This window comes from Streptomyces sp. NPDC023527, assembly GCF_055560115.1.
The window spans coordinates 155,031-177,568 of sequence record NZ_JBVHJJ010000006.1 but is presented as its reverse complement, the minus strand read 5'-3'; the positions used below and the strand labels follow the sequence as shown (position 1 = coordinate 177,568).

18 protein-coding genes are annotated in these 22,538 nt (G+C 71.5%); 12 read left to right on the top strand and 6 right to left on the bottom strand.

The genetic code is table 11. From position 1 onward, the window contains the following. Positions 1-37: 37 nt before the first annotated feature. Positions 38-1,660, top strand: coding sequence for a succinic semialdehyde dehydrogenase (locus tag ACZ303_RS13975; protein WP_467338531.1), 1,623 nt, complete (start codon positions 38-40; stop codon positions 1,658-1,660). 42 nt (positions 1,661-1,702) lie between these two features. Then, positions 1,703-3,499, top strand: a complete 1,797-nt coding sequence (locus ACZ303_RS13970) for a GMC oxidoreductase (protein ID WP_467338529.1) — start codon at positions 1,703-1,705, stop codon at positions 3,497-3,499. Between the two features lie 578 nt (positions 3,500-4,077). On the opposite strand, the gene ACZ303_RS13965 is transcribed toward ACZ303_RS13970, so the two are convergent. After that, complete coding sequence (locus tag ACZ303_RS13965) at positions 4,078-4,365, bottom strand: chorismate mutase (protein ID WP_467338527.1); 288 nt, start codon at positions 4,363-4,365, stop codon at positions 4,078-4,080. Positions 4,366-4,682: 317 nt separating this feature from the next. On the opposite strand from ACZ303_RS13965, the gene guaA reads away from it, so the two are divergent. From guaA to ACZ303_RS13945, 4 genes are all read left to right on the top strand, one after another. Continuing rightward, a complete protein-coding gene (gene guaA / locus ACZ303_RS13960) occupies positions 4,683-6,281 on the top strand; it encodes a glutamine-hydrolyzing GMP synthase (protein ID WP_467338525.1) in 1,599 nt (532 codons plus the stop codon). Positions 6,282-6,414: 133 nt separating this feature from the next. Next, entirely contained in the window at positions 6,415-6,999 is a 585-nt protein-coding gene (locus ACZ303_RS13955; RefSeq protein WP_467338523.1) for a Uma2 family endonuclease, read from the top strand. Between the two features lie 92 nt (positions 7,000-7,091). Next, positions 7,092-7,898, top strand: a complete 807-nt coding sequence (locus ACZ303_RS13950; protein ID WP_467338521.1) for a class II aldolase/adducin family protein — start codon at positions 7,092-7,094, stop codon at positions 7,896-7,898. Between the two features lie 157 nt (positions 7,899-8,055). Then, positions 8,056-8,592, top strand: coding sequence for a DoxX family protein (locus ACZ303_RS13945; protein WP_467338519.1), 537 nt, complete (start codon positions 8,056-8,058; stop codon positions 8,590-8,592). A gap of 86 nt (positions 8,593-8,678) precedes the next feature. Here ACZ303_RS13945 and ACZ303_RS13940 read toward each other — a convergent pair whose 3' ends face one another. Beyond that, positions 8,679-8,945, bottom strand: coding sequence for a hypothetical protein (locus ACZ303_RS13940; protein ID WP_467338517.1), 267 nt, complete (start codon positions 8,943-8,945; stop codon positions 8,679-8,681). Further along, positions 8,932-10,230, bottom strand: a complete 1,299-nt coding sequence (locus ACZ303_RS13935) for a PspC domain-containing protein (protein ID WP_467338515.1) — start codon at positions 10,228-10,230, stop codon at positions 8,932-8,934. The genes ACZ303_RS13940 and ACZ303_RS13935 overlap by 14 nt, the downstream gene beginning before the upstream one ends. Before the next feature lie 132 nt (positions 10,231-10,362). Here ACZ303_RS13935 and ACZ303_RS13930 point away from each other — a divergent pair, with 132 nt between their 5' ends. The 4 genes from ACZ303_RS13930 to ACZ303_RS13915 all read left to right on the top strand — a co-directional run bounded on the left by ACZ303_RS13930 (position 10,363) and on the right by ACZ303_RS13915 (position 15,392). Next, positions 10,363-12,108, top strand: coding sequence for a serine/threonine-protein kinase (locus ACZ303_RS13930; protein WP_467338513.1), 1,746 nt, complete (start codon positions 10,363-10,365; stop codon positions 12,106-12,108). Between the two features lie 71 nt (positions 12,109-12,179). Beyond that, a complete protein-coding gene (locus ACZ303_RS13925) occupies positions 12,180-13,487 on the top strand; it encodes a PspC domain-containing protein (protein WP_467338511.1) in 1,308 nt (435 codons plus the stop codon). Then, positions 13,484-14,167 carry a LuxR C-terminal-related transcriptional regulator gene (locus ACZ303_RS13920; protein ID WP_467338509.1) on the top strand — a complete coding sequence of 228 codons (684 nt, stop codon included), beginning with the start codon at positions 13,484-13,486 and terminating at the stop codon, positions 14,165-14,167. The genes ACZ303_RS13925 and ACZ303_RS13920 overlap by 4 nt, the downstream gene beginning before the upstream one ends. Before the next feature lie 109 nt (positions 14,168-14,276). Beyond that, positions 14,277-15,392 carry an alpha/beta hydrolase gene (locus ACZ303_RS13915; RefSeq protein WP_467338507.1) on the top strand — a complete coding sequence of 372 codons (1,116 nt, stop codon included), beginning with the start codon at positions 14,277-14,279 and terminating at the stop codon, positions 15,390-15,392. A 36-nt stretch (positions 15,393-15,428) separates the two neighbouring features. Here the strand turns inward: ACZ303_RS13915 and ACZ303_RS13910 are convergent, their stop codons facing one another. Further along, complete coding sequence (locus ACZ303_RS13910; RefSeq protein ID WP_467338505.1) at positions 15,429-16,508, bottom strand: C40 family peptidase; 1,080 nt, start codon at positions 16,506-16,508, stop codon at positions 15,429-15,431. Between the two features lie 318 nt (positions 16,509-16,826). On the opposite strand from ACZ303_RS13910, the gene ACZ303_RS13905 reads away from it, so the two are divergent. Together ACZ303_RS13905 and pcrA are read left to right on the top strand one after the other, a co-directional pair. Beyond that, on the top strand, positions 16,827-17,180 hold the full coding sequence (locus ACZ303_RS13905) for a hypothetical protein (protein ID WP_467338503.1): 354 nt from the start codon (positions 16,827-16,829) through the stop codon (positions 17,178-17,180). A gap of 123 nt (positions 17,181-17,303) precedes the next feature. Beyond that, complete coding sequence (gene pcrA / locus ACZ303_RS13900; protein WP_467338501.1) at positions 17,304-19,757, top strand: DNA helicase PcrA; 2,454 nt, start codon at positions 17,304-17,306, stop codon at positions 19,755-19,757. Between the two features lie 39 nt (positions 19,758-19,796). Here pcrA and ACZ303_RS13895 read toward each other — a convergent pair whose 3' ends face one another. Both ACZ303_RS13895 and ACZ303_RS13890 read right to left on the bottom strand, forming a co-directional pair. Beyond that, positions 19,797-21,371, bottom strand: a complete 1,575-nt coding sequence (locus ACZ303_RS13895) for a M23 family metallopeptidase (protein ID WP_467338499.1) — start codon at positions 21,369-21,371, stop codon at positions 19,797-19,799. A 243-nt stretch (positions 21,372-21,614) separates the two neighbouring features. Then, positions 21,615-22,466 carry an esterase/lipase family protein gene (locus ACZ303_RS13890; RefSeq protein WP_467338497.1) on the bottom strand — a complete coding sequence of 284 codons (852 nt, stop codon included), beginning with the start codon at positions 22,464-22,466 and terminating at the stop codon, positions 21,615-21,617. Between the last annotated feature and the right edge of the window lie 72 nt (positions 22,467-22,538).

The window sequence follows — 22,538 nt, the reverse complement described above, 5'->3', positions numbered from 1 at the left end:
GGTACCCAAAGCGTCCGACCCGTCATACGCTCGCCGCATGACCGACTCGCGGCACAGCGCAGCAGTGGCAACGGACGTGACCGACGGCAATCCCGTCACCCCGGCGGGCACCCGCACCGCCGCCGACGTCGTCACCCCGGCTCTCGTCGGCCGCCTCACCCGGGACGTCATCGGATCCGGGGCCACCGCCGGTCACGCGCCCTTCACCGGGCAAAAGCTCGCGGACCTGCCGGAGTCCACGCCCGAGGACGTCGCCACCGCCTTCGTACGCGCCCGCGAGGCACAGCGCCAGTGGGCCCGCGTGCCCGTACGGGAGCGCGCCGCCGTCCTGCTGCGCTTCCACGACCTCGTACTCGCCCGCCAGTCCGAGGTGCTGGATCTGATCCAGGTCGAGACCGGCAAGGCACGCCTCCACGCGCACGAGGAGGTGCAGGCCGTCGCCGTGTCCGCACGCCATTACGGGCGCAAGGCACCGGCGTACCTGCGGCCCAGGCGGCACACCGGCGTCGTCCCCACCCTGACGAAGGTCACCGAGCTGCGCCAACCGCGCGGCGTCGTCGGCCAGATCGCGCCCTGGAACTACCCCTTCGAGCTGTCCGTCGGTGACGCCCTGCCCGCCTTCGTCGCGGGCAACGCCGTCGTGATGAAGCCCGACACCCAGACCGCGCTGACCGCCCTGTGGGCGCGGGAGCTGCTGATCGAGGCGGGTCTGCCGGAGGAGGTCTGGCAGGTGGTGCTCGGCGAGGGCCCGGTCGTCGGCCCCGCCGTCGTCGCCCACGCCGACTACGTCTCCTTCACCGGCTCCACCCGCACCGGCCGAGAGGTCGCCCAGGGCGCCGCCGCCCGCCTCGTCGGCTGCTCGCTCGAACTCGGCGGCAAGAACGCGATGCTGGTCCTGCGCGACGCCGACGTCGAGAAGGCCGCCGCCGGCGCGGTCCGCGGCGCCTTCTCCTCCGCCGGCCAGCTGTGCGTCTCCATCGAGCGGCTGTACGTGCACGAGTCGGTCGCCGACGCGTTCGTCGAGCGCTTCACCGCCCGTACGAAGGCGCTCCGACTCGGCACCGGCCTGGCCTACGGCGCCGACATGGGATCGCTCGTCTCCCACCGGCAGCTGGAGACCGTGACCCGGCACGTCGAGGAGGCCGTCGCCAAGGGCGCCACCGTCCTCGCGGGCGGCCGGCCGCGCCCCGACGTCGGGCCGCTGTTCTACGAGCCGACGATCCTCGACGGCGTCGAACCGCCCATGGCGCTGTGCGCGGAGGAGACCTTCGGGCCGGTCGTCTCGGTCTACCGCTTCCGCGACGAGGACGAGGCCGTCGGCCTCGCCAACGCCACCCCGTACGGCCTCAACGCCAGCGTCTGGACCACCGACGGCCGCCGGGGCCACGAGATAGCGGCCAGGCTGCGCGCCGGGACCGTCAACGTCAACGAGGCGTACGCGGCCGCGTACGGCAGCGCCCAGTCACCCATGGGCGGCATGGGCGACTCGGGCCTCGGCCGGCGCCACGGCTCCGAGGGCATCCTGAAATACACCGAGGCCCAGACCGTCGCCCAGCAGCGACTGATGCCGATGGGGCCGTCGTTCGGGCTGACGGACGAGAAGTACGCCGAAATCATGACCCGCGGCCTGCGGGCGATGAAGGCCCTGCGCCTGCGCTGACCGGACGCGCGTCCGGACGGAGCCGTTCATACGGAGGTGAGCGTGTCAGCGTTCGACTATGACGTCATCGTCGTCGGCTCGGGCTTCGGCGGCGCGGTGTCCGCCCTGCGCCTGACCGAGAAGGGGTACCGCGTCGGCGTGCTGGAGGCCGGCCGGCGCTTCACCCGCGAGACCCTGCCCAGGAACTCCTGGGACCTGCGCAACTACCTGTGGGCGCCCGCCCTCGGCCTCTACGGCATCCAGCGCATCCACCTGCTCGGCCATGTGATGGTCCTCGCGGGCGCCGGTGTCGGCGGCGGCTCGCTCAACTACGCCAACACGCTGTACGTACCGCCGAAGCCCTTCTTCGACGACCCGCAGTGGGCCCGCATCACCGACTGGCAGGAGGAGCTGCGGCCCTACTACGACCAGGCGCGGCGCATGCTGGGCGCGCGGCTCAACCCGACCATGACGCCCTCGGACGTCCACCTGAAGGCGGCGGCCGAGAAGATGGGCGTGGGGGACACCTTCCGCATGGCGCCCGTGGGCGTCTTCTTCGGGGACGGACGCGACGGCGACGGCACGGAACGCACGGACCCGGGCGCGGAGGCCGGCGATCCCTACTTCGGGGGCGCGGGGCCGGTCCGCACGGCGTGCACGGAGTGCGGCGAGTGCATGACCGGCTGCCGCCACGGCGCGAAGAACACCCTCAACGAGAACTACCTGCACCTCGCCGAGCAGGCCGGGGCCGTCATCCACCCGATGACCACGGTCGTCGCCGTCACCGAGCACCGCGACGGCGGCCACCGCGTCGTCACCCTGCCCACCGACAAGCGGCACAAGGCGGCGCCCAAGGTGCTGCGCGCGGAGCACGTGATCATCGCCGCGGGCACGTACGGCACCCAGACGCTGCTGCACACCATGAAGGACAAGGGGCTGCTGCCCCGCATCCCCGACCGGCTCGGGCACCTCACCCGGACGAACTCCGAGGCGCTGGTCGGCGCCCAGACCGACGACCGCCGCTACCGCAAGGCCCACGGCGCGCCCCGGGTCGACTTCACGCGAGGCGTCGCGATCACCTCCTCCGTCCACCCGAACGCCAACACGCATATCGAGCCCGTGCGTTACGGCAAGGGCTCCAACGCGATGGGACTGCTGTCCATCCTCCAGGTGCCGGTGGGCACGCGCGCGCCACGGGTGCTCGCCTTCGCGGCGCGCTGCGCACGCCACCCGGCGCGGTTGGCGCGCTCGCTGTCCAACCGGCGCTGGTCGGAGCGGACCATCATCGGCCTGGTCATGCAGTCGCTGGACAACTCCCTGACGACGTACCGGAAGACGAAGGGACTCGGGAAGGGGCTGCTCACCGCCCGGCAGGGGCACGGGGCGCCGAACCCGAAGCAGATCCCGGAGGCGACCGAGGCCGCCACGCTCATCGCGCGGGAGATCAACGGCTTCGCGGGCAGCAACGTCGGCGAGCTGATGGGCACCCCGCTCACCGCCCACTTCCTCGGCGGCTGCCCGATCGGCGCCGACCCGTCCCAGGGCGTCATCGACCCCTACCACCGGCTGTACGGGCACCCGGGGATCTCGGTCGTCGACGGCGCCGCCGTCTCGGCGAACCTCGGCGTCAATCCGTCCCTGACCATCACGGCGCAGGCGGAGCGGGCGATGTCGTTCTGGCCCAACAAGGGCGAGGCCGATCCCCGTCCGGCGCAGGGGAGCGCGTACGAGCGGGTGGCCACGGTCGTGCCGCGGTACCCGGCGGTACCCAAGGAGGCGTTCGCGGCCCTGCGGCTGCCGTTCCTGGCGGTGCCGCCGGTGCCGAGGCGTTCCGCGGGTCTCACAGAGGAGCAGGGGTAAGTCCCGCGCTCCTGGAGCGTGAGGCTTACGTGAGCGTCACCGCCGGACACGGCGAAGGGCCCCGGGCCGCCTCCGCGGGGGCGTGCGGGCGGCCACGGGGCCCTTGACTGCCGGCACCGAGGTCAGGGCGGGGTCGGTGCCGCGAAGCGGCGCCGGGGGGAGCGCCGCGGGTCGGGAGGTGGCCCAGTGGTCGGACCAATGGTGGTGCGGGATAAGGGGATCGATGCCCCTTTGCATCGTGCGGGATGCGCCGCGCTCGGCGCAACCGTTTCGACCGGATACGGTCGGTTCCAGGCGTCCCCGGAACCGACCGTCCCTTGGGTGGCGGCCGGGCTGCTGTCCCCTGCTGACCGGTCGCCGTGCCACCGGAGTGAGGTCCCACGACATACGTATGCGTACGTCTCACACTCCGGTGGATCCGCCCTGTCATTGCCGGGCGCCCAGGTGAACAGGGACGGAAGCCACGCGTGGATCTCGGTGGGCCGCTCCTGGCTGGCGCGGACACCGGGTCCAACGAAGACGGTCACGAGGCGGTCACGCTCCGTACGGGTGACGCGCCGGACTTCGCGGCGACGAACTCAGATCCGGCCGCGGCACAGCTCCAGCAGCGTCATGGCGAGCGCGGTGCCGGGCTTGCCCAGCTGGTCGCTGTAGTGGGAGAGGATCTCCATCTCGCGGGAGAGGTTCACCCGGCGGCCGCCGGAGGCGATGCGCTCGCGCTGGATCACCGCCGAGACGGCCATCCGCTCCTGCACCAGCCCGATGATCCGGCCGTCGAGATCGTCGATCCGGTCACGGGCGTCGGTGATCACGCCGGCGGCCTCGTCGGTACGGGCGCCGGTGTCGGTGAGGGTCGTGGTGCTCATGTGTGTTTCTCCAAAAGGGGGTGCGGCCCCTGGAGCGGCGAAGCCCGGGAAAACGACAGGCGCCCCGGGCCTTGTCGGCCCGGGGCGCCTGGGGAAGTCGCTTGTCAGTTGCTCAAGCAGCACGACCATGGCAGCCGGACGGGCCCGGTGCCATAGGTAAAGACGTAGGTCAGGTGCTTGCGCATGGCGCACAGTATGACCCGGGGAAGGGGCCATGGCCAACGCCGATTCGGATGGTGAGACAAAAGGAAGCACGCGCGCCCCGGTAGAATCGACAAATACAGACCCCTCTCCACCACCGCCGGAAGGCCGCGCCCGTGTCAGCAGCCCCCCCCGCCGCCGCCCACGACAACACCGCGGACCCGGTGCTCGTTGTCGACTTCGGTGCGCAGTACGCCCAGCTCATCGCCCGCCGCGTCCGCGAGGCCCGGGTCTACAGCGAGGTCGTGCCCAGCACGATGCCCGTCGCCGAGATGCTCGGGAAGAACCCCAAGGCGATCATCCTCTCCGGCGGTCCCTCGTCGGTCTACGAAGAGGGTGCCCCGAGCATCGACCGCTCGCTCTTCGAGGCCGGCGTCCCCGTCTTCGGCATGTGCTACGGCTTCCAGCTGATGGCCACCAGCCTGGGCGGCACCGTCGACGACAACGGCGCGCGCGAGTACGGCCGCACGCCGCTGACCGTCTCCAAGGCCTCCTCCACCCTCTTCGAGGGCACTCCGGCCGAGCAGTCGGTGTGGATGTCGCACGGTGACGCCTGCTCCGCCGCCCCGGAGGGCTTCACGGTCACCGCGTCCACGGACGTCGTGCCCGTCGCCGCCTTCGAGAACGACGAGAAGAAGCTCTACGGCGTCCAGTACCACCCCGAGGTGCTGCACTCCACGCACGGCCAGCAGGTCCTGGAGCACTTCCTCTACCGCGGCGCCGGCATAGAGCCCACGTGGACCACCGGCAACGTCATCGAGGAGCAGGTCGCCGCGATCCGCGCGCAGGTCGGCACCAAGCGCGCCATCTGCGGCCTGTCCGGCGGCGTCGACTCCGCCGTGGCCGCGGCCCTCGTACAGAAGGCCATCGGCGACCAGCTCACCTGCGTCTACGTCGACCACGGCCTGATGCGCAAGGGCGAGACCGAGCAGGTCGAGAAGGACTTCGTCGCCGCGACCGGTGTGCAGCTGAAGGTCGTCGACGCCCAGGAGCGCTTCCTGGACGCCCTCGCCGGCGTCTCCGACCCGGAGACCAAGCGCAAGATCATCGGCCGTGAGTTCATCCGCGTCTTCGAGCAGGCCCAGGCCGAGATCGTGGCCGAGGCCGGCGCCGAGGGCGAGGACGTCGCGTTCCTCGTCCAGGGCACGCTCTACCCCGACGTGGTCGAGTCCGGTGGCGGCACCGGCACCGCCAACATCAAGTCCCACCACAACGTGGGCGGCCTCCCCGAGGACCTGGAGTTCGAGCTCGTCGAGCCGCTGCGCCAGCTGTTCAAGGACGAGGTTCGCATGGTCGGCTCCGAGCTGGGCCTGCCCGACGAGATCGTCCAGCGCCAGCCCTTCCCGGGTCCGGGCCTGGGCATCCGCATCGTCGGCGAGGTCACCAAGGAGCGCCTCGACCTGCTGCGCGAGGCCGACGCCATCGCCCGCGAGGAGCTGACGGCGGCCGGCCTGGACAAGGAGATCTGGCAGTGCCCGGTCGTCCTGCTGGCGGACGTCCGCAGCGTCGGCGTCCAGGGCGACGGCCGCACGTACGGCCACCCGATCGTGCTGCGCCCGGTCTCGTCCGAGGACGCCATGACGGCGGACTGGACGCGGATGCCGTACGAGGTGCTGGCCAAGATCTCGACCCGCATCACGAACGAGGTCGCCGATGTGAACCGCGTGGTGCTGGACGTGACCAGCAAGCCGCCGGGGACGATCGAGTGGGAGTAATCCCACTGGCCTTCCGATAGGCCTTTTGTACGGTCAACGCCGATGCCGTCGCTCATTCGTTTGGGTGGCGGCATCGGCGTTCGTGGTGGGTACGCTGGCCGTACGGCCCAGGATCCCGTCCATGGGAGGACTTATGACCGCTGAGATCGCGCACCACTGGCCGGTGCCGCCGCAGGACGGTTACACCGTGGACGACCTGCTGACGCTGCCCGACCTCCCGCCGCACACGGAGCTGATCGACGCGAGCCTGGTTTTCGTGAGTCCACAACGGTATTTCCACAGCGTTGTGATCGATCTTCTGGTGAACGGCTTGCGGCGCAGCGCGCCGCCCGAGCTCAGGGTCGCCCGGGAAATGACTGTGGTGATCGACAAGCGCAACGGCCCGGAGCCGGACGTCCTGGTCGTACGCGCCGCGTCGGTACGGAGCCGAGGTCAGACGAGCTTCCAGGTCAGGGATGTGCTGCTCGCGGTCGAGGTGGTCTCTCCGGACTCCGAGTCCCGGGACTACGACACCAAGCCGCACAAGTACGCCACCGCGGGCATCCCGTACTTCTGGCGGGTGGAGATGGCGGGGGTGGACGACCGGCCGGTTGTCCAGGTCTTCGAGCTGGACAAGGAAACGCGTCAGTACGCTCCGACAGGGACGTACCAGGGTGCGCTCAAGCTCGCCGTGCCGTTCGACATCGACATCGATCTCACGGAGATCGATCGGATGTAGCTTTCGGAACGGACATGGCCTGGTCTCCTCCGGTACCCGACGGTAGCTTCCGTGTCGTAGCCACGGATCGCCGCAGCCGGAGGAGCCCCGCCATGTCGCAGCCCGGGTCACAGGCCACCGCCCCCGAGCCCATACCCACCGACCAGCTCCACTTCGCCATGCCGCCCAAGCACGACTCCGTCGAGGACGAGCGGCGCCACCGCAAGGAGCGCCTGGCCGCCGCACTCCGCCTCTTCGGGCGGTTCGGGTTCGAGGAGGGCGTCGCGGGGCACATCACCGCGCGGGACCCGGAGTTCACCGACCACTTCTGGGTCAACCCCTTCGGGATGTCCTTCAAGCACATCACCGTCTCCGACCTGATCCTCGTCAATCACCAGGGGCAGGTCGTCGAGGGCCGGTACCACGTCAACCAGGCGGCGTTCGCGATCCATTCGCAGGTCCACCGGGCCCGGCCCGACGTCGTGGCCGCCGCGCACAGCCACTCCACGTACGGCAGGGCGCTGTCCGCGCTGGGGGAGCTGCTGGAGCCCATCACGCAGGACGTCTGCGCCTTCTACCAGGACCACGCGCTGTTCGACGACTACACGGGCGTCGTCGTGGACGAGGAGGAGGGGCGGCGCATCGCGACCGCCCTCGGGCCGCACAAGGCCGTGATCCTGCGCAACCACGGCCTGCTCACGGTCGGGGACTCCGTGGACGCGGCGGCGTGGTGGTTCATCACGATGGAGCGCTCGTGCCAGGTGCAGCTCGTGGCGAAGGCCGCCGGGAAAACCGTGCTGATCGACGCCGCGCACGCCGAGCACACCCGGGAGCAACTGGGCGGCGACCTGGTCGCGTGGATCAACTACCAGCCGCTCTACCAGCAGATATCGCGCAGCGAGCCGGAGCTGCTGACCTGAGGGCGGACGCGGGCCCCTCGGCTGCGTCGTCCACAGGCCGCCGTACGCGGTGTGACCGGCGAGCCGGTGTCCGGCCGTGGTTGTCCACAGGCTGAGCGCGCATGGCTTCCCCTACGTATGGTCGGGTGACGGCAAAGACGGAGAGGCGGCGGTCGGCATGGCATTCCTGGGGCGCGGGGACGGGGTGGGCGGCGGCACGGACCGCCGGTCCGCTCTTTCCCGGTACGCACTGCTTCCGCTGCGCGTCTTCCTCGGCGTCACCTTCGTCTACGCGGGCCTCGACAAGCTCACCGACTCCGCGTTCCTGGCGAGCGGCGGGCCGGGCTCCCTCGGCGATCTGCTGCACTCGGTGCGGGACGCCTCCGCCGTCCCGGCGCTGGTCGACCTGGCCCTGAAGAGCCCGGTCGGCTTCGGCTACGCGATAGGCATCGGCGAGGTGGCCGTCGGCATCGGCACGCTGCTGGGCCTGTTCGCCCGGGTGGCGGCGGCCGGTGGCGCGCTCATCTCGCTCAGCCTGTGGATGACGGTCAGCTGGGCGTCCACGCCCTACTACTACGGCAACGACCTGGCCTATCTGATGGCCTGGCTGCCGCTGGTCATCGCCGGCGCGCCCGTGTTCTCGGTGGACGCGGCGTGGGCGGCCCGCAGGCGGGGGCGGGGGCGCGGCCGCAGGCACGGGAGGTTGTCCATATGAGGCTGCCTGCCTGACGGGCCGTCCATCGGGGACGCCTCGACCGCCGGTCCCCCGGCCCTGTCCCCCCACCCCGTCACCTCATCCCATCACTCCGCCCCGTCGCGCCTGCCCGGGTCGGCCGGTGTGCCGGTGGGGGCGGCCGTGGGGGCGCCGCCTCGCGGCCGGTGGCGGCGCACCACGAACGCGAGGAAGGAGACCAGCCCGGCCAGGCAGAAGCCGGCCGCCAGCACGGGCAGCAGCGCATAGGAGGGGAAGTGCCAGGAGCCGTGCGCGGCGGCGAGATACGCGGCGCAGCCGCCCAGCAGCACCAGCCCGACCACGAGCTTGCCCGGTTCGAAGTCATGCCGCCGCACGTTCCACCTCCACTTGACCGACGCCGACCTTGAGCTGGAGCCGGAGCGTGCCCCGGGAGGGCTTCCCGGAACGCGGCTCCAGAGTCGTGTGCTTCTTCTGCCCGGGCCTGACGTCGACGTTGTCGCGCGCCTCACCGGGCAGTTGGATGTCGCCGACGCCGACGTCGATGGTCAGCTCGGCCCTGATGTCCTCGGGGATGACGACCCTGAGCTGACCGGCGCCGACCTCGGCGTGCGTACGGACGGGGATGCCCTTGGGCCAGGGCAGGCCGGTCAGGTCGAGCACGCCCACGCCACTGCCCACGCGGTAGTCGCTCCGCACCTCGGCCGCGCTCGCCGGGTGCCACGTGGAGCGCGACCAGTCGGTGGTCACCGACTTCGGCAGCGCGGCCGCGCCGGTGAGCAGCGCCGCCGTCAGCACGGCCGCGATGGCCGTGCCGCCGCCCGTACGCCCGTAGAGGGAGCTGACCGCGATGCCGAGCCCGAGGACGCCCAGCGCGAGCGCCAGGCCGATCTCCAGGCAGGTGCCAAGCGGCTGGTGGTGCCAGGCCAGGCCGGTGCCGAGCGAGAAGGCGACGACGGCCGTCAGGAACGTCCAGCCGCCGAGCCGCCGACCGGTCCTGACCGGGCGGGCGGGGGTGCGGGCGGCCGTCGGACGACGGTCCTGGGGGCCGTCGTCCGGGCCCCACAGATAGCCGGTCTCCACACCCATCGGGCCCGTCGTGCCGTCCTTGACGATCGGGTCGCGCCACCAGGACGGCGTGACCGGCACGGGCGGCGCCTTGGTCTCCGGCGGCGCGGGGGCCGACTTCTGCGTGGTGGGGGCGGTCTCCTCGCCCTCCGCCCGGCGGCGGTGACCCGACCAGTAGGTCGCGCCCACCACGGCCAGCGTCAGCATCAGGCCGAAGGACATCACCGCGCTGTTGTTGAGCATCGACAGGAACAACCCGCAGCCCACCAGCGCGCACAGCACCGCCGTCAGCGCCGGGCCCTCGACCCGGCCCGACAGCAGCCTGCGGCCCTCGTTCTCCTCCTCGCCCTCCAGGGGGATGAGCAGCCACGCGAAGCCGTAGACGATCAGCCCCAGGCCGCCGGTGACCGCGAGCACCCCGAGGACGACACGGAAGATGACGGGGTCGAGATCGAAGCAGCGGCCGAGGCCGCCGCACAGCCCGGCGACCACCTTGTGCTCACGGCTGCGCCGCAGGGGCGGTCGGGCATCCTGCGAAGTGCCGTGAACCGCGCCCGCCGGTTGCGCGTCCTGGCTGGTGGGTGTGTCGGTCATACAGGACATGGTGTCAACCGGAACGCGCTTACGGCACACCTGACAACCCTGGCCGTTCCCTGAGATCGCCCCCTAGACGGTGCCGGATATCGTGGCGCATCGATCACGTACGGGGGAACCGGAGGGGTACAGGTGTCTGAGTCAGTGTCCGGGCCCGCGGCGGCGGGGCCGGGGCCGGACCACGGCCGACTGGTCGCCGGGCGCTACCGGCTCCTCGACCGGATCGGCCGCGGCGGCATGGGTACGGTCTGGCGCGCCGAGGACGAGCTGCTCGGCCGTCAGGTCGCCCTCAAGCAGTTGCACGTCTCGCCCTATCTGGAGGACGACGAGCTCGCCACCCTCTACGAGCGCACCCGCCGGGAGGCGCGGAGCGCCGCCCGCATCAACCACCCGAACGTCGTCGTGGTCCACGACGTCGTCGACGACCGCGGCCTGCCCTGCATCGTGATGGAGTACGTGCCCTCCATCACGCTCGGCGACGTCATCAAGGACGGTCCCGTCACGCCCGAGGAGGCCGCCCGGATCGGGCGCGGCATGATCGCCGCGCTGCGGGCGGCCCACGCCGCCGGGGTGCTGCACCGCGACGTCAAGCCCGGCAACGTGCTGCTGGGCCACGACGGGCGGGTCGTCCTCACCGACTTCGGCATCGCCCAGTCCACCGGCACCTCCACCCTGACCAAGACCGGCGAGATGGTCGGTTCGATCGACTACATCGCGCCCGAGCGGGTCAAGGGCGGCAAGCCGGGCCCCGCCTCCGACCTGTGGGCCCTCGGCGCCACGCTCTACCAGGCCCTGGAGGGCCGGCCGCCGTTCCGCAAGGACACCGCGGTCGAGACGGCCTACGCGATCGCCATGGACCCGCTGGAGCCCCCGCGCCGGGCGGGCGAGCTCACCCGGCTCATCGAGACCCTGCTCGCGAAGGACCCGGCCGTACGGCCCCCGGCCGACCTGACCGAGCAGATCCTGCGCGAGCCGGCGGCGGAGGCGGAGACGGCGTACATGAGCGTGCCGGAGCCGCGCCCCGGAGCCGCCCGCACGGCCGCGCCGACGGCCGGCACGGAGCCGATACCCGGCCCGACGGCGGCCGAGCCGATACCCGAGACGGCACGAGGGACGGCAACCGCGCCGAGGACAGAGGCGCGAACAGAGGCCGGAGCAGAGGCCCGGACAGAAGCCAGGACAGAAGCCGGGACCGGGCCCGAGGCGTCCGCCGGGGCCGCCGAGGGCGGCAGCGGGCGCGGGAGCCGCGCACCGCTGTGGATCGCGGTGGCCACCGTCGCTCTCGCCGGGCTCGCGGGCGGCGCCTACTTCCTGTGGGGGGACGGCGGCTCCACCGAGGAGGCGACCAGCGCCGCACCCTCGAACGACACCAAGGAGACCCCGGCTCGGCCGCCCGCCCCCAGCGCGTCGCCGTCCGCGTTCAAGCCCCCGCCCGTGCCCAAGGGCTACCACCTGGCGAAGGAGAAGAAGCTCGGCGTCTCCCTCCCCGTGCCGGACGGCTGGAACCGCATCGAGAAGTCGGCCGTGGAGGTCGACTACATCGACCGCACCGGACTGGTGAAGCTCCAGATCAACGCCCTCGACTTCGCGAGCTCCGACCCCGTCCAGCACTTCAAGGACGTCGAGGCCCAGACGAGGACCCAGGTCGACGACTACCACAGGGGCCGCCTGCAGGAGACCCGCTTCCGCGGGGAGCCCGCGGCGGTCTGGGAGTTCACGTTCCGTGGCCGGGCCCGCGAGTTCCGGGCTCTCGACCTCGGCTTCGGACGCGAGGGCGGCAAGGAGTACGCCATCTACGTCTCCGGCCCCGCGGCCGACTGGGACCGCCACCGGCGCGTCTTCGACACCGTGAGCGAGGGGTTCCGGATCGAGAAGTAGGCAGCTTTCCCCGGGTCCCGTCAGGGTCGACCCTGATGCTTCGACCGGTAGCGGCGTGTGACGATCTGAGCATGACCGCCGCTCCGCCGACGCAGCCCCGCCCCAAAGGCGCCTACGCGCCCTCCCCCGACAGCGCCCCTCTGCGCAAGCTCTACCGCAGCGCCGAGGGCCGGATGCTGGGCGGCGTGGCGCGCGGGCTCGCCGGGCACCTGGGCGTGCCGGTCTCCTGGGTCCGCATCGTCTTCCTGGCGCTGCTGCTGGCCCAGGGCATGGGCGCGGTGCTCTACGCGGTGTTCTGGTTCGTGGTGCCGCTCGGCGTCGGCGGGGTCGACGCGCCACGGCCCGCGCCCATGGAGACGCATCCCGACGGGCGGCGGCGCCCCTTCCCTCGCAAGCCCGACCGGGGACAGGTCTTCGCGCTCGTCGCGCTCGTCGTCGGCGCCGCCATCTTCGTCGACAACCTCCACCTCGGCCGCGCCAACGCCTACATCTGGCCGCTGGTGCTCATCGGCGCCGGAGTCGCCCTCGTCTGGCGCCAGGCCGACAACGCCCGCCGTGCCCACTGGATGGAGGTCAGCCGCCGCAAGCGCGTCCTGCCCCTGGCGCGCGGCGCGGCGGGCGTCGCCCTGGCCGGCGTCGGGGTGACCGGCATCGTCGTCCTCCAGGGTTCGGCGGAGCACCTCGGCACGGTCCTCCAGGCGTCGTTGGCCGTCCTCGTCGGCATAGCCCTGCTGGCCGGTCCCTCTCTCGTACGGATGGCCCAGGACCTCTCCGCCGAGCGCACCATGCGCATCCGCGCCCAGGAGCGGGCCGAGGTCGCCGCCCACGTCCACGACTCCGTGCTGCACACCCTCACCCTGATCCAGCGCAGCGCCGAGGACCCCCGCGAGGTCGCCCGGCTCGCCCGCGCCCAGGAGCGCGAGCTGCGCGCCTGGCTCTACCGCCCCGAGGGGCGCGGCAAGGACGAGGCGGAGGAGCCCGCCACCCTCGCCGAGTCCGTCAAGGCCACCGCCGCCGAGGTCGAGGACCACCACGGCGTGCCCATCGAGGTGGTGGTCGTCGGCGACTGTCCCCTGGACGAGAAGCTGACCGCACAGATGCAGGCCGCGCGTGAAGCCATGGTCAACGCCGCCAAGTACGGTGGCGAGGGCGGCGCCGTCCAGGTCTTCGCCGAGGTCGAGGGGCGCACGGTCTTTCTCTCCGTACGCGACCGGGGCCCGGGCTTCGACCTGGACGCGGTGCCGGACGACCGCATGGGCGTCCGCGAATCCATCATCGGCAGGATGCAGCGCAACGGCGGCACGGCGAGACTGCGCTCCGTGCCCGGTGGGGGAACCGAAGTGGAGCTGGAAATGGAGAGGGCGGAGAGGGCGTCATGACGACCGAAGAGACGACGGAGCGGCACGCACGGGTCGTGCTGGTGGACGACCACCGGATGTTCCGGACCGGTGTGCAGGCGGAGATCGGAGCCACCCACCGCACGGGCGTCGAGGTCGTCGGCGAGGCCGCCGACGTGGACCAGGCGGTCACCGTCATCACGGCCACCCGCCCCGAGGTCGTCCTGCTGGACGTCCACCTGCCCGGCGGCGGCGGGGTGGAGGTGCTGCGTCGCTGCGCCCCGCTGATGGCCGCCCCGGAGCGCCCGGTGCGCTTCCTGGCCCTGTCGGTCTCCGACGCCGCCGAGGACGTCATCGGTGTCATCCGCGGCGGCGCCCGCGGCTATGTCACCAAGACCATCACGGGCACGGACCTGGTCGACGCCGTCTTCCGGGTCAAGGACGGCGACGCCGTCTTCTCCCCGCGGCTGGCGGGCTTCGTCCTCGACGCCTTCGCCTCCACCGACGCCCCGCCCATCGACGAGGACCTCGACCGCCTCACCCAGCGCGAGCGCGAGGTGCTGCGCCTGATCGCCCGCGGCTACGCCTACAAGGAGATCGCCAAGCAGCTGTTCATCTCGGTGAAGACCGTGGAGTCCCATGTGTCGGCGGTCCTGCGCAAGCTCCAGCTCTCCAACCGCCACGAGCTGACCCGCTGGGCGACGGCCCGACGGCTGGTCTGACGACCGGCTGGAACCGAGGCGGCCCTCAGCCCATCTAAACGGACGAGAGGCTCTCACTCCGCGCAGGGCCCACGCCCGCGCCCGGGCAGAGACCCGAAACGAGAGCACGATGAGCCTGACGGGGACGCCCTTCTTCCTCACCACGATCGCGCTGGTCGTGGTGGCCCTCGTGCTGCCGCTGGCGCTGTGGGGCAGGATCGGCGGCCCCGGGCTCGTACGCCACACGGCCCGGCTGCTCATGCTGCTCTTCGCGCAGGCCACCGCCATAACGATGGTCTTCGTGATCGTCAACAACTCCAACGGGCTCTTCGACAACTGGGACGACCTGCTCGGCACCGGCGACCACGTCAAGACGGCCGCCGACCTCGGGCCGGACGGCACCGGCGGCAAGAACGCCGACGAGGAGCCGAAGGTCCTCCAGAAGTTCAAGCCGGCGTCCGACAGGCGTATGGGCCCCGGCGTCCAGGAGACCCAGCTCAAGGGCCGCATATCGGGTGTCGACGGTGAGGTCTACGTCTGGCTGCCGCCGCAGTACGACGACCCGGCGTACAAGGACAAGAAGTTCCCGGTGGTGGAGGTCCTGCCCGGCTTCCCCGGCTCGGCGAAGGCGTGGTTCGGCTCGCTGGAGGTCAACACCCAGCTCAAGCCGCTGATGGCGAAGGGCGAGGTCGCGCCCTTCATCGTCGTGGCGCCCCGCACCACGCTCCTGGGCGACGTCGACACCGGCTGCGCCAACATCCCCGGCAAGGCCAACGCCGACACCTGGCTGAGCGTCGACGTCCGCAAGATGGTCGTCGACAACTTCCGGGCCGAGACCGGCGCCGACGGCTGGGCCGTCGCCGGCTACTCGGCGGGCGCGCACTGCGCCACCAAGCTCGCCATCGCCCACCCCGACCGCTACCGCGCCGGCGTCAGCCTCTCCGGTTACAACGACCCCTCCGGCGAGCCCGCCTCCCTGACGGCCAAGACCCCCGCGCTGCGCGAGGAGCACAACCCCTGGAAGATGCTCCAGCGCGCGAAGACGCCGCCGCGTGTGGCGCTGTTCATCTCGGGGGCGGAGGGCGACGGCTACCAGGGAGGTCTGGCGATCAAGCAGTCGGCGAAGGCGCCGACGACCGTCCAGGTGAGCATGATCCCGGCGGGTGCGGGCGGCCACGGCACGGCGGTGTGGAAGCGCCAGGTGCCGGACGTCTTCCGCTGGCTGACGAAGCAGGTCAAGCACTAGGCGGTTCCTGAGCGCGGAGGGGACCGTAGCCTCGGGTCAAGCCGGCCTGGCCGCGCCCGCGAACGGCATCTCGTCGATCGGCGCCAGCCGCACCGGCGCTCCCGGATGCGGGGCGTGGATCATCTGCCCGCCGCCGACATAGAGGCCGACATGGCTGATGCCGGAGTAGAAGAACACCAGGTCGCCCGGGGCCAGCTGCCCCCTGGAGATCCGCCGTCCGGCGTTGATCTGGGTGTACGTCGTACGGGGCAGCGAGACGCCCGCCGCGCGCCAGGCCGCCTGGGTCAGCCCCGAGCAGTCGAACCCGGACGGCCCGGTCGCACCCCAGACGTACGGCTTGCCGAGCGCGGAGTAGGCGAAGGCCACCGCCTGCGCGGCCCTTCCGGTGGCGGGCTGGGCGGCCTGGAGGTCCGCGCGCGGCGCGGAGCGGTCGGCCCGGGGGGCGGCGGCCGGACCGCCGCCCGTCGCCGGGTCCGCGGCCTCCCCGCGCTCGACGGCCGCGCGGTCCTGGGAAGGCAGCCGCTCCAGGAGCGCCTTCGCGTCGGCCAGCTTCGTCTCGGCGGCGCGCTTGTGCCGGGCGAGCGTGTCCCGCTCGCGCTCGATCTCGGCGAGCCGGCCGGCGGCGGACGTGCGCACCTGACGCACGTCCCGCAGCTCCCGCTGGTACCGCGCGATGGCGACGGCCTTACGGTTCCCCGCGTGGTCGGTCAGCGTGGCCCGCTCCAGATACTGATCGGGGGAGGAGGACAGCAGCAGCCGTACGCTCTCGGGGACGCCGCCGGTGCGGTACTGCGCGGTGGCCAGGGAGCCGAGGGCGTTGCGGGCGGTGTTGAGGCGCTCGGTGCGGCGGGCCGCCTCGTCCTGGAGGCCGTCGAGCTCGGACTCGGCGCGGTCGGCCTTCTCCTTGGCACCGTTGTAACGCTCCGTGGCCACTTCGGCCTCCTGGTAGTACCGGTCGACGCGCGCCCGCAGCTGGGCCGGCTCCGGCAGGGGCGCGGCGTGGCCGACACCCTCCAGAGCGGTGGTGCCGGCCGCGCCCGCCAGGGCGAGCGCGGCCGCGGCCCGCGCGGTGGTGCCGGCGAGCGGGTGCTGCTTGGGCTTTCGGTGCGATGCCACGTCGGCCGTTCCTTCCTTCCACACCTGCTGTCGTACTGAGCACGCAGGGTCACTCTGGCCCGTGGGCGGGGGTTGGTGGCGGCGGCCCGCTGACGAGGGGGAGAGCGCGGACCGCCGTCTGGAGAGGGACGCTAAACCGGCCGGTCACGCCCGAGAACGCACATGACCGGTAATGCCCGGAATCGGCTGTACCGCGACAGAGAGTGACAGGGCGGCCCGGATACGGATGGATTCATAAACCCGCTGCCTGACCGATGTGCCGATTGAGCCCCACCTCGCCGCGGGCAGCTGCTATGGCCCCGGCTAGGGTCGGGCCTCATGGACGTACTGATTCACGCCGTCGTCGGCCTCCACATCATCGGCATCGCCGCCCTCCTCGGCGGCTTCATGACCCAGATGAAGGCCATGGGCAAGGGCGAGGCGCGCATGGTCCCGGCGATGCTGCACGGCGCGCTGACCATGCTGGTCACCGGTGTCGCGCTGGTCGGCCTCAACCAGGCCGACGGCAACTCCGTCAACACGTTCAAGATCGGCGTGAAGCTGGCGCTCCTGATCGTCATCCTCGGGCTCGTCTATGTGAAGCGGGACGACGAGAAGGTCGAGGCGGCCGCCTTCGGCACGGTGGGCGCACTGACCGCGGCGAACGTCTTCGTCGCCGTGCTCTGGACGTGAGGCGTCGGCCGCTCCGGGCACAAGGAGTCGGCGTTGCCCGGCGCGCGTGACGTGAGCCTCATTCGAAGGGTGTTCGGGGAAGCGGGACCGGCTGTCAGTGCGGCGGCCTAGACTCGGGAGGCGATGAGCAGCCTCTTTGACGACAGCTTCCTGGCGGATCTCGGCCCTGCGGACGAGGAGCACCCGCCGCCCCCGGAGCACACGGCCCCGGAGCCGGTCCCGGACGACCTCTTCGGGGGCGCCTTCGACGCGCCGGTGCCCCGCGAGGCGTATTACCGCGACGGGGCGGCCCGGCCTGCCATCGACCCCGCCGCCCTGCTGGAGGGGATGAACGACCAGCAGCGCGCCGCCGTGGTGCACACCGGCTCGCCGCTGCTGATCGTCGCGGGCGCCGGCTCCGGCAAGACGCGCGTGCTCACCCACCGCATCGCCCACCTGCTGGGCGCGCGCCACGTCCACCCGGGCCAGATCCTCGCGATCACGTTCACGAACAAGGCCGCGGGCGAGATGAAGGAGCGCGTCGAGGAGCTCGTCGGCCCGCGCGCCAACGCCATGTGGGTGATGACCTTCCACAGCGCGTGCGTGCGGATCCTGCGCCGCGAGAGCAAGAAGCTGGGCTTCACCTCCTCCTTCTCGATCTACGACGCCGCCGACTCCAAGCGGCTCATGGCGCTCGTCTGCCGGGACCTGGATCTCGACCCCAAGAAGTTCCCGCCGAAGTCGTTCAGCGCGAAGATCTCCAACCTCAAGAACGAGCTGATCGACGAGGAGGACTTCGCGGGGCAGGCGGCCGACGGCTTCGAGAAGACCCTCGCCCAGGCGTACGCGATGTACCAGTCGCGGCTGCGCGAGGCCAACGCCCTCGACTTCGACGACATCATCATGACCACGGTCCACCTGCTCCAGGCGTTCCCGGACGTCGCCGAGCACTACCGCAGGCGCTTCCGGCATGTGCTGGTCGACGAGTACCAGGACACCAACCACGCGCAGTACACCCTGGTGCGCGAGCTCGTCGGCACCGCGGAGAACACCCCGGACCTCGGCCCCGCCGAGCTGTGCGTCGTCGGTGACGCCGACCAGTCGATCTACGCCTTCCGCGGCGCGACGATCCGCAACATCCTCCAGTTCGAGGAGGACTATCCGCAGGCCACGACGATCCTGCTGGAGCAGAACTACCGCTCCACGCAGACGATCCTCTCCGCCGCCAACGCCGTCATCGAGCGCAATCAGAACCGCCGCCCGAAGAACCTGTGGACCCAGGCCGGCGAAGGCGCGGCCATCACCGGCTATGTCGCCGACACCGAGCACGACGAGGCGCAGTTCGTCGCCGACGAGATCGACCGGCTCACCGACGCGGGCGACGCCAAGGCCGGCGACGTCGCCGTCTTCTACCGCACCAACGCCCAGTCGCGTGTCTTCGAAGAGATCTTCATCCGCGTCGGCCTGCCCTACAAGGTCGTCGGCGGAGTGCGCTTCTACGAGCGCAAGGAGGTCCGCGATGTGCTGGCCTACCTGCGCGTTCTCGCCAACCCCGAGGACACCGTGCCGCTGCGGCGCATCCTCAACGTCCCCAAGCGCGGCATCGGCGAGCGCGCCGAGGCCATGATCGACGCGCTGTCGCTGCGCGAGAAGGTCAGCTTCGCGCAGGCCCTGCGGCGCGTGGACGAGGCGTACGGCATGGCGGCCCGCTCGGCCAACGCCGTCAAGCGCTTCAACGTCCTGCTGGAGGAGCTGCGCACCATCGTCGAGTCCGGCGCCGGGCCCGCGACGGTCCTGGAGGCGGTCCTGGAGCGTACGGGCTATCTCGCCGAGCTCCAGGCGTCCACCGACCCGCAGGACGAGACCCGCGTCGAGAACCTCCAGGAGCTGGCCGCCGTGGCCCTGGAGTTCGAGCAGGAGCGGGAGGGCGAGGACCAGGGCACCCTGGCGGAGTTCCTGGAGAAGGTCGCGCTGGTCGCCGACTCCGACCAGATCCCGGACGAGGACACCGAGGGCAGCGGCGTCATCACGCTGATGACCCTGCACACCGCGAAGGGCCTGGAGTTCCCCGTCGTCTTCCTCAGCGGCATGGAGGACGGCGTCTTCCCGCACATGCGCGCCCTCGGCCAGACCAAGGAGCTGGAGGAGGAGCGGCGGCTCGCCTATGTGGGCATCACCCGCGCCCGCGAGCGGCTGTATCTGACCCGGGCGAGCATGCGCAGCGCCTGGGGCCAGCCCGCGTACAACCCTCCGTCGCGCTTCCTGGAGGAGATCCCCGAGAAGTACGTGCAGTGGCGCCGCACCGGCCCGTCGACGCCGTCGGCGTCCATGGGCGCGGTCTCCTCGTTCCCGTCCTCCCGCTCGGGCGGTGCCGGCGGGAGCAAGGCGGGGCCTGGGGGAGGCTTCGCGACGCGGCGCGTCAAGGATCGGCCCGTGGTGGCCCTCACCATCGGCGACCGGGTCACGCACGACTCGTTCGGGCTCGGCACCGTCGTCGGTGTCAAGGGCAGCGGTGACAACGCCGAGGCGACGGTCGACTTCGGCGAGGAGAAGCCGAAACGACTGCTCCTGCGGTACGCGCCGGTGGAGAAGCTCTAAGCGGTCGGCAGGTCCCCGTCGTTCGGCGGCGGGGACCGCTCAGGTCGGGTCGAGGTCGTGGCTGCGCAGCCATGGCAGCGGGTCGACGGCCGAGCCGCCGGGCCTCACCTCGAAGTGCAGGTGCGGTCCGGTGGAGTTGCCGGAGTTCCCGGAGTAGGCGATGACGTCACCGGCCTTGACCTGCCCGGAGCGCAGCTTGGTGCTGCTGAGGTGGCAGTACCAGGTCTCCGTGCCGTCGGGCGACGTCACTATGGCCATGTTGCCGTAGGCGACGTTGTACTGCGTGCGGACCGTGCCGTCGGTCGCGGCCATGACCGGGGTGCCGTACTGCACGGGGAAGTCGATGCCGGTGTGCACCGACATCCAGTTGACGCCCGCCTGGCCGTAGTACGCGCTGAGCCCGTGCTGGTTGACGGGGAGGGAGAACTTCGGGCGCTCGGCCTCCTTGCGGGCCGCCTCCTCCGCCTTTCGTTTCTTCTCCTCCTCCTGCCGCGCCTTGAGGTCGATGCGCTCCTGGGTGCGGTTGGCGCGGCTGGCGAAGTCGTCGGCGCCATGGCTGAGGCTCGCGAGCTGGGTGTCCAGCTTGCTGTTGGCCTGCGCCGGCACGGCCGAGGTGTCCGGCGCGGCGGCGGCCTGCGGCTTCTTGGCGTCGCTGTCGCCACCGGCGGAGACCGACGCGGCGGCGATCCCGGCGACACCCATGACGGCGACCGAGGGGACGGCGACGGTCAGCAGCGCCTTGCGGCGGGGGCGGTAACCGGTGCGGGCGGGGGCGGCCTTGCGGCGGCTGCGGGCCGGGCCCGGGATGTCGCGCCCGGCGGGCGTGAGCGGCACTTCCTCCGGAGCGACCGGCTCGGGCGCCTCGACCACGGACATGGTCCGGGTCTCGGCGTCGGCGACGGACCGGGCGGCGGGCACGGTGGGTGAGGCGGGGGGATCGGCGGGGGCGTCCAGGTCGACGCCGGAGAGGTCGACCATGAGGGTGGGGGTGTGCGGCGCCTCGGCCCGGGGCTCGTCCATGGCCGCGTACGCGCTGGTGTCCCAGGTCTGCGTCTGCTGGCTGCTGACGTCCCACTGCCCGGAGGTGTCCCAGGCGGCCTGGTACTGGCCACCGCTGGTGTCCCAGCTCTGGGCGTGAGCGCCGGTGTCCCACTGGCCCGAGTGACCGGTGTGGCCTGAGGTGTCGTACGAACCGGTCGCACCGGAGGTGTCCCAGGCGCCGGTGTCCCATTGGCCCGAGGTGTCGGACGCGGTGGACGGGACGGACGCGGCGGAGGTGTCCCACTGGCCGGTGTGCTGACCGGTGTTGAGGTCGGCGTGCTGACCGGTGTCGTAGGCGCTGGTGTCCCAGGTCTGTGTCTGGCCGGTCGTGTCCCAGTGGCCGGTGGTGTCCCACTGGCCACTGGTGTCCCATTGCCCGGTGGTGTCCCACTGACCGGAGGTGGTGTCCCACTGGCCGGTCGTGGTGTCGGCCCACTGGCCGGTCTCATAACCGTCGTGCCCGGTGTAGCCGTACTGGGCGTTTTGCTGCTCGTACGACGTGTAGTGCCCGTAGGAGACATCCTGAGCGGGACCGGACGGGCTGGAGCCCGCCGACGGGTGACGGTCGTTCACCACCACTTCTCTTTCGCCTCGGGAGCAGGAGAATTAGCGGCGACTGTACCCGGCGGTTCGGGATGGCGACAATCTTCGTCACGTTTCAGGCGGGCGCGGCACGGGCATTTAGCCGCCTTTCGGTGGACTGAACCCCCGGAAACCGATTTGACGTTCGATGTTTGTTCGGTTTTTGTCGGCGGTGATTCGACCGCGGCGGCGTGCGGCGGGGCGGTCGCCGGTGCGGCCGTTGGGAAGAAACGGTCAGGCTACGGAGGCCGCCCCCGAGGCGTCGGCCGCCGGTTCCTCCGAGGTCAGGGCCTGTCGGATGCCCGTCGCCACCACCCCGTGGACGGGCAGTGCGAGGTGGCCCACGCCCGTCACCCGCACATTGCGCGCGATGAGATCCGGATGGTCGATGCGTGCGGTCTCCACCGGCACCATCAACTGGTCCAAATCGCTCCAGAAGCCGATGAAACGCGTCCCGCAATTCGGGGCCGGCTCGGACAGTTCCTTGATGACATCCGAACCCGGCCGCATCTGCCGTACCAGCGGATGTGCGGACATCAGGGGCGCGACCCGGGTGCCGCCGTGGGGCGTGCCGAGGGTGACCAGGATGCGTACATGGGCGTCGCCGCCGAGGCGCTGGATGTAGTAGCGGGCGATCAGTCCGCCGAGGCTGTGTCCCACCACGTCGACGTGCGAACTGCCCGTGCGCTCGCGGATCTCCTCCACATGCCGGCCGAGCAGCTCGGCGGCCGTACGGACGTCGCAGGTCAGGGGGGAGTAATTGAGGGATTCGACCTGCCGCCAGCCGTTCCGGCGCAGTGAGCGGCGCAGCAGGACGAAGACGGAGCGGTTGTCGATGAAGCCGTGGAGGAGGAGAACGGGCGGGTGTTCGCCCACTTTTGTTGCGTTATTTGTGAGCTCGGGCGTGTCGGTTGGGCCGGATGGGGGTGTGGGCGGCGGCGGAGGGCGGCGCTCCTGGGCCAGACCGGTCGGGTAGAGCAGCACATGGCCGGTGAGGATCGCCAGCTCCAGCACCGTGGACCGCGCGAGCGCGGCCGAGGGGCGCAGCAGGGCGGAGAGGATCGTGAGCAGTCGCATGGCCACCATGGCCGACCTCCCGAACGGCACACAGAAGGCGGCTCTGTCCCCCGTGCGCGGTGGCGGGGCAGCTGTGCGCGG

What these genes read in the sequence shown, in the direction of transcription:
- ACZ303_RS13975 (WP_467338531.1), top strand. Translation starts at nt 38, where the DNA reads ATGACCGACTCGCGGCACAGCGCAGCAGTGGCAACGGACGTGACCGAC.
- ACZ303_RS13965 (WP_467338527.1), bottom strand. Translation starts at nt 4,365, where the DNA reads ATGAGCACCACGACCCTCACCGACACCGGCGCCCGTACCGACGAGGCC.
- ACZ303_RS13955 (WP_467338523.1), top strand. Translation starts at nt 6,415, where the DNA reads ATGACCGCTGAGATCGCGCACCACTGGCCGGTGCCGCCGCAGGACGGT.
- ACZ303_RS13950 (WP_467338521.1), top strand. Translation starts at nt 7,092, where the DNA reads ATGTCGCAGCCCGGGTCACAGGCCACCGCCCCCGAGCCCATACCCACC.
- ACZ303_RS13945 (WP_467338519.1), top strand. Translation starts at nt 8,056, where the DNA reads ATGGCATTCCTGGGGCGCGGGGACGGGGTGGGCGGCGGCACGGACCGC.
- ACZ303_RS13935 (WP_467338515.1), bottom strand. Translation starts at nt 10,230, where the DNA reads ATGACCGACACACCCACCAGCCAGGACGCGCAACCGGCGGGCGCGGTT.
- ACZ303_RS13925 (WP_467338511.1), top strand. Translation starts at nt 12,180, where the DNA reads ATGACCGCCGCTCCGCCGACGCAGCCCCGCCCCAAAGGCGCCTACGCG.
- ACZ303_RS13920 (WP_467338509.1), top strand. Translation starts at nt 13,484, where the DNA reads ATGACGACCGAAGAGACGACGGAGCGGCACGCACGGGTCGTGCTGGTG.
- ACZ303_RS13915 (WP_467338507.1), top strand. Translation starts at nt 14,277, where the DNA reads ATGAGCCTGACGGGGACGCCCTTCTTCCTCACCACGATCGCGCTGGTC.
- ACZ303_RS13905 (WP_467338503.1), top strand. Translation starts at nt 16,827, where the DNA reads ATGGACGTACTGATTCACGCCGTCGTCGGCCTCCACATCATCGGCATC.
- pcrA (WP_467338501.1), top strand. Translation starts at nt 17,304, where the DNA reads ATGAGCAGCCTCTTTGACGACAGCTTCCTGGCGGATCTCGGCCCTGCG.
- ACZ303_RS13890 (WP_467338497.1), bottom strand. Translation starts at nt 22,466, where the DNA reads ATGGTGGCCATGCGACTGCTCACGATCCTCTCCGCCCTGCTGCGCCCC.